This window comes from Sphingomonas sp. CV7422, from assembly GCF_027945725.1.
In the GTDB taxonomy this organism is placed as follows: domain Bacteria; phylum Pseudomonadota; class Alphaproteobacteria; order Sphingomonadales; family Sphingomonadaceae; genus Sphingomonas; species Sphingomonas kyungheensis.
The window spans coordinates 1,021,557-1,035,127 of the sequence record NZ_CP115900.1 but is presented as its reverse complement, the minus strand read 5'-3'; the positions used below and the strand labels follow the sequence as shown (position 1 = coordinate 1,035,127).

Here is a 13,571-nt window from a genome sequence, read left to right as displayed (position 1 = left end):
TCATGACCGAGATCGTTATCGCCGCCGCCAAGCGCACCCCCGTCGGCAGCTTCCTGGGCGCCTTCGCCGCCACCCCCGCGCACGAGCTCGGCCGCATCGCGATCGAGGCGGCGCTCGCCCAGGCCGGCGTCGACGGCGCCGACGTGTCCGAGGTGATCCTCGGCCAGGTGCTGACCGCGGCGCAGGGCCAGAATCCGGCGCGGCAGGCATCGATGGCGGCGGGCATCCCCAAGGAGGTGCCGGCCTGGGGCGTCAACCAGGTGTGCGGATCGGGGCTGCGCGCGGTGGCGCTGGCCGCGCAGGCGATCCAGACCGGCGACGCGACGATCGTCGTCGCCGGCGGCCAGGAGAGCATGTCGCTGAGCGCGCACGCGCAGACGATGCGCGGCGGCACCAAGATGGGCGCGATCAGCCTGGTCGACACGATGCTGGTCGACGGCCTGACCGACGTGTTCAACGGCTATCACATGGGCATCACCGCCGAGAATCTCGCCGAGGAATATCAGGTGACGCGCGCCGACCAGGACGCCTTCGCCGTCGCCAGCCAGAACAAGGCGGAGGCGGCGCGCGCCGGCGGCCGCTTCGCCGACGAGATCGCGCCGGTGACGATCAAGGGCCGCAAGGGCGACACGGTGGTGGCGGACGACGAATATATCCGCGCCGGCGCGACGCTGGAGAGCGTCGGCGGCGTCCGCCCGGCGTTCAAGAAGGACGGCACCGTCACCGCCGCCAATGCCAGCGGCCTCAACGACGGCGCCGCCGCGCTGGTGCTGATGAGCCGCGAGGAGGCCGCAAAGCGCGGCGCGCCGGTGCTGGCGACGATCCGCAGCTGGGCGAGCGCGGGCGTCGACCCGTCGGTGATGGGGATCGGGCCGGTGCCCGCCTCGCAGAAGGCGCTCGACAAGGCCGGCTGGACGCTCGCCGACCTCGACCTGATCGAGGCCAATGAGGCGTTCGCGGCGCAGGCGCTGTCGGTCGGCAAGGCGCTCGGCTGGGATGCCGGCAAGGTCAACGTCAACGGCGGCGCGATCGCGATCGGCCATCCGATCGGCGCGAGCGGCGCGCGCGTGCTCACCACGCTGCTTTACGAGATGCAGAAGCGCGATGCGAAGAAGGGGCTGGCGACGCTCTGCATCGGCGGCGGCATGGGCATCGCGATGTGCGTGGAGCGCTGAAGCGCCAGGACACCGGCGCTGACGTAAACGAAACATTTGGACATGATGGCCGTCATGATCGTGTCATTTTGGCGACACATTACAGCTAAATGACAAGATTGACACGTTTTGGAGGCATTGCCGCTTGTCCCTGCGGCCGTGCGTTTGCCAACATGGTCCCCTGACAAAGGCGATAAACGCCTGACACAGGGGACTATTATGAAGAACTGGTTGTTCTCCGCGAGCGCGCTCGCGGGCGGGATGCTGCTCGCCACCAATGCCTTCGCGCAAACCGCTCCCGATACGAATGCGCCGCAGGCCGGCAGCAACACGGCCGGGACCTCGATGGCGGCGCCCGATCAGGACGAGCCGACGCGGCCGTCCGAGGAAATCGTCATCACCGGATCGCGCATCCGTTCGCCCAACCAGGTATCGGTGGTTCCGATCACCACCGTCTCGGCCGCCGAGCTGACCCAGACCGCGCGCACCTCGATCGGTGACGTGCTCAACGATCTGCCGCAGCTGCAGAGCACCTACAGCCAGTCGAACTCGACGCGCTTCCTCGGCACCGGCGGTCTCAACCTGCTCGATCTGCGCGGGCTCGGCACGTCGCGCACGCTCGTCGTCGTCAACGGCCGCCGCCATGTCGGGTCTGACATCCTCAACAATGCGGTGTCGGTGGACGTCAACACGATCCCGACCGACCTGATCGAGGGCGTCGACCTCGTCACCGGCGGCAACTCCGCGGTCTACGGCTCGGACGCGATCGCCGGCGTCGTCAACTTCCGCCTCAAGCAGAATTTCGAAGGCTTGCAGATCCGCGCCCAGGGCGGCGTCAGCGACGAGAAGGACGCAGGCAGCTATTTCGTCAGCCTGACCGGCGGCAAGAACTTCGCCGACGGCCGCGGCAACCTTGCGGTCAACCTCGAATATGCCCGCACCGAGGCGGTGTTCGCGTCGGACCGCAAGGCCTATCGCCAGGCCGACGGCTTTGTCACGACCAATGTCGACGCACCGGGCGTCGGCGTCGACGGCAAATTGAATTATGACGGCGTGCCGGATGCGGTGTTCTTCCGCAACATTCGCGGTGCGACAATATTCGACGGCGGCCTCGTCTCGTTCGTCGGCTCGGCACCCGGCGCCGGAGCGCAAGCGCGTTGTGGCCGCGATTCGCTGGGTCGCGCCTACACCTGCAATTATCTGTTCCAGCCGGGCGGCACGCTCGTTCCCGAAACCGGCACCCGCGTCGGCATCGCCAACGGTTCGACCACCAGCCCTTCGGCGTCTCCGTCGGGCAGCAGCTTCATCGGCGGAAACGGCAACACGTTCCGCGAAGGAACGCTTCTTCAGTTGCTTCCGCAGCTCGATCGCTACTCGGCAAACCTGGTCGGCCACTTTGCCGTGTCGGATGCCTTTGTGCCGTTCATCGAAGCCAAATATGTCCGCGTCGATTCGGTCAGCCTTGGCGGCTCCGGTCCGGCCTTCTACACGGGCTCGACGATCGACGCGTTGTATGAACGTCCTCGCCTCGACAATCCCTATCTCAGCGCCGATGCACGAGCAGCCCTCACCGCGCAGGCGTTGCTGTCTGCCAACAACTTTATCAACCCAACAAACGGTGCAACGATTGTCGCAACAACGGACGCAAACGGTGTCGTCACGTCGCGAGAACAAAATCGCGATGCGTTGATCGGACGTATCAACGCCGGATCAACCCGCTTTGTCCTGCGCAAAAACCTGACCGACCTTGGCACTCGTCGTGAAGACGCGCGTCGGGAAACGTATCGCATCGTCGGCGGCGTACGCGGCGAGTTCCTCGACACCTTCAATTACGAAGTTTCGGCAAATTACGGCGAGTTTAAGGAGCGCACCCGCGTCCTCGGCAACGTCGACGTGCAGCGGCTGAGCCTAGCGCTCGACGCGGTGCGCAATCCAGCGACTGGCCAGATCGTCTGCGGCGCGCAGCTCGATGCCAGCCGCTTCGCCTTCGGTGAGGATCTCGGCGGCAATGCAGCGAACCTCGCCAGCGATATCGCCGCCTGCCAGCCGCTCAATCCGTTCGGCGTCGGCAGCATTTCGGACGCGACGCGCAATTACGTGCTGCGCAACACCGTCTCGGAAGGCAAGATTACCCAGCTCGACCTCCTCGCCAACGTCTCGGGCGACTCGTCGAAGCTTTTCAACCTGCCGGGCGGCGCGGTCGGCTTCTCGGTCGGCGCAGAATATCGTCGTGAGACGAACTACTTCCAGGCCGATCCATACGTCCAGGCCGGCTACACCTTCTACAATGCGTTGGCCCGGTTCGATCCGCCGTCGTTCGAAGTCAAGGAAGCCTTCGGCGAGCTGCGCATCCCGCTGCTCAAGGATCTTCCGCTCCTTAAGGAGGTCACATTCGGTGCCGCTGGCCGCGTGTCCGATTACAAGGGTTCAGCCGGCACGGTCTACACATACAACCTCAACGGCGTTTGGGCGCCGGTTGAGGGTATCCGCTTCCGCGCGAATTACGGCCGCTCGGTGCGTGCGCCGAACCTCAGCGAACTCTACGCTGCGGCTGGGCAGAATTTTGCGCCCGCGTTCCTTGATCCGTGTTCTGCGGACAACCTTGGTCGTGGTACGCAGTTCCGCGCCGCAAATTGCGCTGCGGCCGGCATCCCGACCACTTACAACTATCAATATGCCCAGTCGCTCGAAATCCTGAGCGGTGGCAACGCCAATCTCCGCGCTGAAAAATCCGATTCGTACACTTATGGCGCAGTGATTTCGCCTACCTTTGCACCGGGACTAATTCTGTCGGTCGATTACTATAACATCAAGGTTAACAACGTAATCAACTCGGCAGGCGCACAAGCCACCGTCAATAATTGCTATGACTCGCCCTCGATCACTGACAACCAGTTCTGCGCGCAGTTCCAACGTGTTGCCGCTGGTGCCACTGGTCCCAACGGCGAGCAGGCCTATCGCATTGTTGAAGGATCGTTGCTCGACAATCCGCTGAACTATGCAAGCCTGACCCGCCGCGGCATCGATGCAAACCTGTCGTATGCCCGTACCTTCGGCGGTACGCGCGTTTCGGGTCAGGTGATCTACTCGCATATCATAGACAGCAACAGCTTCCTCAATCCGTTGCAGCCGTCGTTCGCCAACACCACGGCGGGCGAACTGGGGTATCCGAAGGATCAGGTGACGGTGAACCTCGGTGCTGACTTCGGCATCATCTCGCTCGACACGCAATTCCGCTATCTGTCGAAGCAGTCGGTCGGCGCGATCGAGAATCACATCGCCTTCCAGGATCGCCCGGCGCAAAACCTCGACGATTACGACATCCCCTTCTATCCGGATGTCCTGTACATCGGCGCCAAGCTCGGCATCGATTTCAGCGAGCGGTCGACCTTCTACATCGGCGTCGACAACCTGACCGATCGCCTGCCGCCGCTCGGCGCGACCGGCATCGGTGCCGGCAGCGCGATCTTCGACAATATCGGGCGTCGCTTCTACGCGGGCGTCACCGCGCGCTTCTAAGCGCTTCTGCAAACCCGAAAACTGGAGGGCCGGTGGTTTCCACCGGCCCTTTTTTCGTCCACCATTCGGCGATGCAGAACGACCCGATGACCGCCGTCGCAGCGGTTCAACGACGTGCCGCTGCCGGGGAAGGCGAGGCACTGTTCCAGCTCGGCCTGTGGCAATTGCAGGGCCGCCCCCTGCCGCGCGACCTGCCCGGCGCGCGTGCCGCACTCAGACGGGCGGCCGACGCCGGCCATGACGAAGCGCGGCTGATCGAGATCGCGCTCGCCGCCAACGGCACCGGTGCCGACGCTGACTGGCACACGGCGATGGGGTTGCTCGATACTGCGGTCGCGGCGGGCAACGTGCCGGCGCGTCAGCTAAAAACGCTGCTTGCCGCGATGTCGCTCGATGACGCAGGGACGCCGGCAAGCCTGCCCGTGATTCAGCCGCTCACCGCCGACGGCAGCGTGCGTCGCGCCGTCGCGGCGTTCAGCCCGGCGGAATGCGCCCATATCGCGCGCGCCGCGGACGATCTGCTCGCGCCGGCAGCGGTCGTCGATCCGCGCACCGGGCGATCGGTGCCGCACCCGATCCGCACGTCGGACGTGGCGGTGATCGGCCCGGTGCGCGAGGACCCGGTGATCCGCGCGCTCAACCAGCGGATCGCCGCGCTGAGCGCCACCCGGATCGGCCAAGGCGAAGCGCTGACCGTGTTGCGCTACCGGCCCGGCCAGCAATTCCGCCTCCATTCGGACATTCTTCCGCAGGTGCGCAATCAGCGCGTCGCGACGGTGCTCGTCTATCTCAACGACGATTTCACCGGCGGCGAGACGAGTTTTCCCGATCACGGGCTCGTCATCCGCCCGCGCGTGGGAGACGCGATCATCTTCGACAATGTCGATGCCGCGGGGCATGCGCTCGCCACCGCCCGCCACGCCGGCGAGCCGGTGCGCAGCGGCGTCAAATGGCTGGCGACGCGATGGATACGCGCGCGCCCGTTCGACGTATGGACCGGGCCGGAAGCCGCCTAACCCCAGACCCGATCATAACGCTGCCCCATCAGCGTCAGCAGCTCATATTGCGACATCCCGCTCGCCGCCGCCGCGTCGGGCAACGCGAAGTCGAGCGTCACCCAATCGCCCTCGCCCAGTTCCGGGCTGGCGCTGACGTCGAGCGCGAGCAGGTCCATCGAGACGCGGCCGATCACCGGCAGGCGCCCCTCCCCCGCGGTGCCGGTGTCGGAGAAGCCGCGGACGTAACCGTCGGCATAGCCGAGGTTGAGGATCGCGACCTCGGTCGCCCGCGGCGCTCTCCACGTCGCGTTATAGCCGACCGTCTCGCCCGCCGCGACCGTACGGCGTTGCAGCACCTGCGCCTGCGGCGTGACGACGCTGCGGATGCGCCCGGCATAGTCGGACCGGACGATGCCGCCATAGAGCGCGATGCCCGGCCGGGTCAGATCGAAGGCATAATCGCCGCCGAGCGCGATGCCGCCCGAATTGGCAAGGCTCATCCGCCGCGCCGCGGTCGCCCCGGCGAGCCCGGCGAAGGCGGAGCGCTGCCGCGCGTTCATTTCGCTGTCCTCATCGGCGCAGGCGAGATGGCTGAGCAGGGTCTCGATCGCCAGACCGTCGAGCAGGCCGTCGCGCACCGCCTGCGGCGCGACGCCGAGCCGGTTGATCCCCGTATCGACCATCACGTCGCAGGCGCCGCCGCCCGCCGCGCGCCAGCGTGCCACCTGCGCCTCGCTGTTGAGCACCGGCCGGGCGATCCCCGCCAGCGCCAGCGGCATGTCCGCGTCGCGCACGCCGTGCAGCACCGACACGGACAGGCCGAGCGGAGCGAGCCGCTCCGCCTCCGCCCAGGTCGCGACGAAGAAATCGCGGCAACCGGCGGCGGCGAGCCGCTCCGCGACCGCGATCGCGCCGAGGCCATAGCCGTTCGCCTTGACCGCCGCGCCGCAGGCTGCCGCGCCGCTCATCCGGTCGAGCGTGCGCCAATTGTCGGCGAGAGCGGCGGCGTCGAGGCGGAGGCGAAGCGGTGCGGTCACGCGCGCCGCTTAATCCCCCGCGGCCGCCGCGTCGATGCCCGCGTCAGCCGAGCCGTGCGCGCAGCCCGATCCACAGCGTCCGCGGGGTGGCGCGCTCGACGATATTCGCGCCGCTGATCCCCGCCTCGACGCGGGCATCGAACAGGTTCTCGGCGCGTGCCTCCAGCGTCAGCGCGCGGGTGAGCGGCAGCGCGGCATAGCCGTCGAGCGTCGTCGCGGGCGCGAGGCTGCGGCTGTTCTGATCGTCATCGAACTGTCGCGCGACATGGCGCAGCGTCGCCGACAGCGCGGCGCGTTCGCGGCGCCAGCCGAGCGTCGCCGACACCGCATCGCGCGGCGTCTGCGCCGGGCGCAGCCCGTCGAGCGTCGCCGCCGCACCCGAGGCGCGCACCCGCGCATCGACATGGCTCCACGAGGCGAGCGCGTCGAACGGCCCGAAGGCGTAGCGCGCGTCCACCTCCACCCCGGTCGAGCGGATCGCGTCGAGATTGCGGCGGACGCGCGACGCGCTGGTCGGCGTCGACGACAAAGTGACGTTGGCGATCGCATCGGTCAGCCGGTCGCGGAACACCGTCGCGGCGAGGCTCGCTCCGGCAAGCGGGGTGAGCGTCGCGCCCGCCTCGATCCCGGTCAGCCGCTCGGGCGACAGCGCGGCGTTGGCCGCGGTGACGTCATTGCCGACGCGGAACGGCCGGTAGAGTTCGTTGAGCGTCGGCAGCCGCCAGCCGCGATAGCCGGCGGCGCGCAGCGTCAGCCAGCCGGCCGCGCGCCAGGCCGCGCCGACCCGCCCGGTCGCCTCGTCCCCCGACCGGTCGGCGAAACGCGTATCGGTCAGCGCCGCGCCGCCGGCGAGCGGGCGTTCGCTGAGATAGCCGCCGTCGATCGTCCACCAGTCGATCCGCGCCGCGCCGGTCAGCGTCAGGTCGCCGAGCGTGACGCTGCCGTCGGCGAACAGGCCCTGCGTCCGCGTCTCGCCCCCCGCCTCGCGGCGGCGCGTCGGACGGGCGGCGACGAAGGTGAACAGCTCCTGCGTCTTGCCCGACACGTCGCGCAGATCGGCGCCGAGCCGCAGGTCGACGGTGTCGGCGACCGGCGGCTGCACCTCGATCCGCGCGCCGAGTCCGGTCGCGGGCGTGTTATATTGATTCAGCGACTGGCTGGCGGTGGTGCGCGCCGCGTTGACGCTGGCGAAGCTCGACGCGAAGGCGCGCGTCTGCAGATAGGCGAGCGCCGACCAGCCCCAGCGGCCGCGTCCGACCAGCCGCAGACTGGCGTCGGCCCCGTCGGACTGGTTGGCGGTATAAGCGGTGCCGCGCTCGCGCCGGTCGGTGAAGGCGCTGACATTGGCCTGGAGTTCGGTCGCCGGCGCGATCGTCACGACGGTGCGCAGCGCGGCGGAGGCCTGTTCGTAGGGCGCCGGCCGGTCGACCGGGCCACGCTGTCCGGCGACGGTGGGCACGAAGCCGTCGCCGCGCGCATAGGCCGCGGACAGCGTCGCGAAGCCGCCGTCGCGGACCAGGGCGGCATTGCCCTGCGCGTCGACCGAATCGCGGCTGCCGTAGAAGACGCTCGCGTCGAGCGGGGCGAGCTGGTCGGGTGTCGCGCTGTCGATCTGCACCGTGCCGGTGAGCGCCCCCGGGCCGAAATAGCCGCTGCCGCCGCCGCGCGTCACCCGCACCTGCCCCAACCGGCCGGTGGCATAGGCCGGAAAGGCGACCCAGCCGCCGAACGGATCGGCCTGCGGCACGCCGTCGACGATCAGCAGCGCCCGGCTCGACGCATTGCCGCCGATGCCGCGCAGGCTGATCCCCTGGCTGGTCGGATTGGCGCTGCGGCTGTCCGAGCGGCGGAATTGCTGGAGGCCGGCGACGTCGGCGAGCACGCTTTCGAGCCGCGCGGCGGCATTGGCCTGCAAGCGGTCGCGATCGATCGTGACGATGTCGAAGGCGCGCTCGCCGGGCGAATCGGGCAGGCCGCGCCCGGTGACGATGATGTCGTCAGCCGCCGCGCCAGTCTGCGCGACGGCGGGGGTGGCGAGCGTCAGGGCGGGCAGGAGCAAATAGCGCATCCCCGCCCATTGACGCTTTTTCCGATGAAGAACAGCAATCTACCGCATCGCGGCAGGTTCCGGGTCGAAAATGTCGATGGGTAACGTAGCGGAACGATCCTCATCCTGTTGCGCTTGCCCTGTCATGGAAGACGACGAACCCCAGTCCGGATCGGCCGGACATGCTGCCGCCGGCCACCCCCGCCCGACGCTGGGTGCCGAGGCCCTGCGCGACGAGCTTAACCGCGCGGCGTTGCGTCTGTCGCTCGACAGTGAGGGGACCGCCATCGACTTCATGCTACCGACGCTCGCCGAGCCGTGGGCGGGAGCCGGGCATAATTGGGACGTGCAGGCCTCCTGCCCCGAATCGCTCGACGCGATCGCCCGCCGCGCGGTCGAACAGGTCGCTGCGCTCTGGGATCTCGATCCGCAGGACAGCGGCGAGGCCGTGACGTTCGAAGCGGAGGAGTGAGCCTGACGCGCGACGAGGATCAACGTGCGCCATTGTCGCGGGGCGGCCGGTGGCCTAGATTAACTCAGACAATTTCCTGAGAGGTATTTCCGATGATCGACGGCGCCCTGCTGATCGGCGGCGAATCACGCCAAGCTTCCGACCGTTTCACCGCGGTCAATCCGGCGAGCGGCGAAACGCTGACCCCGGACTTCTCGTCGGCGCGTGCCGATGCGGTGGCCGAGGCCTGCGCGCTCGCCGAAGCGGCCTTCCCCGCCTTCGCCGCCACCGACCTCGAGGCGCGCGCCGCCTTCCTCGAAGGCATTGCGCAGAACATCCTCGACATCGGTGACGCGCTGATCGAGCGCGCGATGGCCGAGAGCGGCCTGCCGCGCGCCCGGTTGGAGGGCGAGCGCGGCCGGACCGTCGGTCAGCTGCGTCTGTTCGCCGGCGTCGTGCGCCAGGGCGACTTCCTCGACGCGACGATCGATCCGGCGCAGCCCGAGCGCGCGCCGCTGCCGCGCCCCGACCTGCGCCGCATCAACCTCGCCATCGGTCCGGTGGCGGTGTTCGGCGCCTCCAACTTCCCGCTCGCCTTCTCGGTGGCGGGCGGCGACACCGCCTCGGCGCTCGCCGCCGGTTGCCCGGTGGTGGTCAAGGGCCATCCCGCGCATCCCGGCACCGGCGAGCTGGTCGCCCGCGCGATCCAGCAGGCGGTGAAGACCGCCGGGCTGCCCGCCGGCGTCTTCTCCTATCTTCCCGGCGAAACGAACGAGCTGGGCGGCGCGCTGGTCGCCGATCCGCGCATCCAGGCGGTCGGCTTCACCGGCTCGCGCGCCGGCGGCCTCGCCCTCGCCCGCATCGCCGCCGAGCGTGACGAGCCGATCCCGGTCTATGCCGAGATGTCGAGCATCAATCCGGTGGTGATCTTCCCCGCCGCGCTCGCCGCGCGCGGGGCGGCGCTCGCCAAGGAGTACGTCGCATCGCTGACGATGGGCGCGGGGCAGTTCTGCACCAACCCCGGCCTGGTGCTGGCGATCGACGGTCCGGAGCTCGACGCCTTCGTGCGCGACGCCGGCGCGGCGCTGACCGACAGCCAGCCGGCGACGATGCTGTCCCCCGGCATCCATGCGAGCTTCGAAAAGGGCGTCGAGGCGCTCGCCAGCCATTCCGCCGTGACGACGATCGCGCGCGGCAAGGTCGGCGAAGGTGTCAACCAGGCGGTCGGCGCGCTGTTCCAGACGACGGCGGAGCAGTTCCTCGCCGACGTCGCGCTGTCGCACGAGGTGTTCGGATCGTCGTCGGTGGTCGTCCGTTGCGCCAGCATCGACGAGATCATCGCGGTGGTCGGCAAGCTCGAAGGCCAGCTCACCGCGACGCTGCAGCTCGATCCCGCCGACGAGGCGGATGCAGCCAAGCTGATGCCGGTGATCGCACGCCGCGTCGGCCGCGTGCTGGCGAACGGCTGGCCGACCGGTGTCGAGGTGGCGCCGGCGATGGTCCACGGCGGCCCCTTCCCGGCGACGAGCGACGGGCGGACGACCTCGGTCGGCACCTTGGCGATCGCGCGCTTCCTGCGCCCGGTCTGCTTCCAGAACCTCGCGCCGGCGCTGCTCCCCGCCGCGCTGCGCGACGACAACGGCTGGAGCATCGCCCGCCGGCTCGACGGCAAGCGCGAAGCCAGCCCGCGGTAAGCTGTGGATGCTCCCGTCCAAGGGCGGGAGTGTCGTTCATGACGCGGGCGGGTCGGCCTCTGGTCGCCCGCCCGCTTCTGTTTGAAGCGGAACGAGCCCTGTTGAATAGGCTCGGCATCACCTCGAACCGATCGTCGCGCCAGACGATGATCGAAACCTTCCCGAACCTCGCACCACCCCGGCGAAGGCCGGGGTCCAGTTAGAGCGTCGTCGAAAGACTCCACCGCGCTTCACCCGACTGGACCCCTGCCTTCGCCGGGGTGGTGCGTGTCGCTACGGGACGACCTTCCGAGCGGCTTCGGATTGCTCCGGCGGCCGTCGCGCCGCAATATGTCGGGTTATGCTCGTGCCGAACGGTGGATGCTGGAACGCGTCCGGCATGACGGGCGAAGTATTGCAGTACTCCCGCGCAGGCGGGAGCCCAGCGTCTTCTTAGTCGTAACCCGATGGTCTGCTTGGCCACCGGATTCCCGCCCGCGCGGGAATACTGTGATGCTCTGGCAGGTGCAGCGACACTTGCGCAGACGTGTTCGGGCGTGCCGATATCCTCAAGGCCCGCCAAGCATCAATGTGGTGCGACACCTCCGGAAGGCGCTCCTTACACCGCCACCGGCGTCACCGGTACGCCGGCCACGCCCGGGTCGAAGGCGAACAGATTGCCCGCTTCCGGCTGATCCGCCAAGGCTTCGGCATCGAGTCCCTTGCGCGCGCTCGTCGCATAGGCGGTGCGCAAATCGGCGCCGCCGAAGGCGATCTTGGTGATGTTCGACGCGGGCAGCCGCACCGTGCCGATCAGCGCGCCCGCGGGATCGTAGCGGCGCACGCCCCAGCCGCCCCACAGCGCGACCCACAGACACCCTTCGGCATCGACCACCGAACCGTCGGGATAGCCGGCGCCCTCCTCGATCGTCACGAAGCGCGTCGCCGCGCCGAGCCGGCCGTCGCCATCGATCGTCGCGCGCCAGATCGTCTTGCCGAGCGTGTCGGTATGGTAGAGCGTGACGCCGTCGCCGGCGATCGCCGGGCCGTTGGTGATGCATACCGGGGCGAGGCCGCTGTCGCTGACCGTGCCGCCGGCGTGGCGATAGACGCGCCCGGTCAGATCCGTCTCGGCGTCATCCATCGTGCCGAACCAGATCCGCCCGGCGCTGTCGGTCGCCGCGTCGTTGAGCCGGTTGCCGGCGGCATCGCCCTCGGGCCGCGCCAGGAAGGTGAAGCTGCCGTCGGCGGGATCGAAGCGGTGCAGTCCGGTGCGCAGGCCGGCGATCAGGCCGCCGTCGTCGCTCGGCAGCACCCAGCCGACCTGATCGGGCGCATCCCAGCGCTGCGCCGTGCCGCTCGCGGGATCGAAGCGGTGGATATGCCGGCTCTTGATGTCGACGAACCACACGGCCTGCTCGCGCCCGATCCACACCGGCCCCTCGCCGAGTACCGCCTGTACCGGCAATACGGTGCGCACGTGATGATCGGTCATGGCATATCCCCTCCAGGTTGAAGCTGGCGCTACATCCTCCGATCCGGGGTTCAGGTCCAGTCTGACAAAACCAGCCTGCCTCACGCGTCGAACAGGTCGCGGAAGCGATGCGGCTGCGAGCGCAGATATTGGTCGGGCGCCTTGACGTGCGCGCCGAGATGCGCCGCGGCATGCCAGGGCCAGCGCGGTTCGTAGAGGATGGTGCGGGCGAGCGCGATCATGTCGGCATCGCCGGTGCCGACGATCGCCTCGGCCTGCTCATAGTCGGTGATCAGCCCGACCGCGACGACCGGCAGGCCGCAGCCCTGCTTGACCGCACGGGCGAGCGGTACCTGATAGCTCGGCCCGGTCGGGATCTGCTGGCGCGGATCGAGCCCGCCGCTCGATACGTGGATCGCCGCGCAGCCGCGCGCTTCGAGCGCGCGGGCGAAGGCGACGGTCTGTTCGGCATCCCAGCCGCCCTCGACCCAGTCGGTGCCCGAGACGCGCATCGTCACCGGCCGCTCCGCCGGGAAGGCGGCGCGCACCGCGTCGAACACTGCGAGCGGGAAGCGCATGCGATTGTCGAGGCTGCCGCCATACTCATCCGTCCGCCGGTTGCTGAGCGGCGACAGGAACTGGTGGAGCAGATAGCCGTGCGCGCCGTGCAACTGCACCGCGTCGATCCCCAGCCGCGCGGCGCGGCGGGCGGATTCGGCGAAGGCGGCGACGAGCGCCTCGATCTCGGCGACCGAAAGCGCGTGCGGCGGATTCTCGCCCTCGGCGAAGGGCGCAGGCGACGGCGCGACCGTCTGCCAGCCGTCGGCATGGTCGGGCGCGATCTGCTTGCCACCGCGCCACGGCAGGTCGGTCGACGCCTTGCGCCCGGCATGGGCGAGCTGAATCGCAATCGGCATGTCGGAATGGCGGCGCATCGATTCGAGCACCCGCGCCATCGCCGCCTCGGTGGCATCGTCGTACAGGCCGACGTCGCCGAAGGTGATCCGCCCCTCGGGCGTCACCGCGCTCGCCTCGATCGTCAGCAGCCCCGCCCCCGACAGCGCGAGATGGCCGAGGTGGATGAGATGCCAGTCGGTCATCCGCCCCTGTTCGGCGGAATATTGGCACATCGGGGCAATGACGATGCGGTTGCGCATCGTAAGCGCGCCGACGGTGATCGGCTGGAACAGGGCGGGAGTCGGCATGGCACCTCGGCGG

At 68.9% G+C, this 13,571-nt stretch carries 9 protein-coding genes; 5 read left to right on the top strand and 4 right to left on the bottom strand.

Annotated features, from left to right (window positions below; genetic code table 11):
* The first annotated feature begins 2 nt into the window (after positions 1-2).
* The 3 genes from PBN85_RS05050 (at position 3) to PBN85_RS05040 (ending at position 5,689) form a co-directional block, all read left to right on the top strand.
* The gene (locus tag PBN85_RS05050; RefSeq protein ID WP_271300335.1) at positions 3-1,175 is read left to right on the top strand and encodes an acetyl-CoA C-acetyltransferase; all 1,173 of its coding nucleotides are present in this window, start codon (positions 3-5) and stop codon (positions 1,173-1,175) included.
* A gap of 198 nt (positions 1,176-1,373) precedes the next feature.
* Positions 1,374-4,673, top strand: a complete 3,300-nt coding sequence (locus tag PBN85_RS05045) for a TonB-dependent receptor domain-containing protein (RefSeq protein ID WP_271300334.1) — start codon at positions 1,374-1,376, stop codon at positions 4,671-4,673.
* Between the two features lie 32 nt (positions 4,674-4,705).
* Positions 4,706-5,689, top strand: coding sequence for a prolyl hydroxylase family protein (locus tag PBN85_RS05040; RefSeq protein WP_271300333.1), 984 nt, complete (start codon positions 4,706-4,708; stop codon positions 5,687-5,689).
* Here the strand turns inward: PBN85_RS05040 and PBN85_RS05035 are convergent.
* Together PBN85_RS05035 and PBN85_RS05030 are read right to left on the bottom strand one after the other, a co-directional pair.
* Positions 5,686-6,708 carry an alanine racemase gene (locus PBN85_RS05035; protein ID WP_271300332.1) on the bottom strand — a complete coding sequence of 341 codons (1,023 nt, stop codon included), beginning with the start codon at positions 6,706-6,708 and terminating at the stop codon, positions 5,686-5,688. The genes PBN85_RS05040 and PBN85_RS05035 overlap by 4 nt on opposite strands.
* 43 nt (positions 6,709-6,751) lie before the next feature.
* A complete protein-coding gene (locus PBN85_RS05030) occupies positions 6,752-8,776 on the bottom strand; it encodes a TonB-dependent receptor (RefSeq protein WP_271300331.1) in 2,025 nt (674 codons plus the stop codon).
* Positions 8,777-8,900: 124 nt separating this feature from the next.
* Between PBN85_RS05030 and PBN85_RS05025 the strand changes: the two genes are divergently transcribed.
* Positions 8,901-9,227, top strand: coding sequence for a hypothetical protein (locus PBN85_RS05025; RefSeq protein ID WP_271300330.1), 327 nt, complete (start codon positions 8,901-8,903; stop codon positions 9,225-9,227).
* Between the two features lie 92 nt (positions 9,228-9,319).
* Entirely contained in the window at positions 9,320-10,900 is a 1,581-nt protein-coding gene (locus PBN85_RS05020) for an aldehyde dehydrogenase (NADP(+)) (protein WP_037531403.1), read from the top strand.
* Positions 10,901-11,498: 598 nt separating this feature from the next.
* Here the strand turns inward: PBN85_RS05020 and PBN85_RS05015 are convergent.
* Positions 11,499-12,374 carry an SMP-30/gluconolactonase/LRE family protein gene (locus tag PBN85_RS05015; protein ID WP_271300329.1) on the bottom strand — a complete coding sequence of 292 codons (876 nt, stop codon included), beginning with the start codon at positions 12,372-12,374 and terminating at the stop codon, positions 11,499-11,501.
* A gap of 80 nt (positions 12,375-12,454) precedes the next feature.
* Positions 12,455-13,558 carry an NADH:flavin oxidoreductase/NADH oxidase gene (locus PBN85_RS05010; RefSeq protein ID WP_271300328.1) on the bottom strand — a complete coding sequence of 368 codons (1,104 nt, stop codon included), beginning with the start codon at positions 13,556-13,558 and terminating at the stop codon, positions 12,455-12,457.
* Between the last annotated feature and the right edge of the window lie 13 nt (positions 13,559-13,571).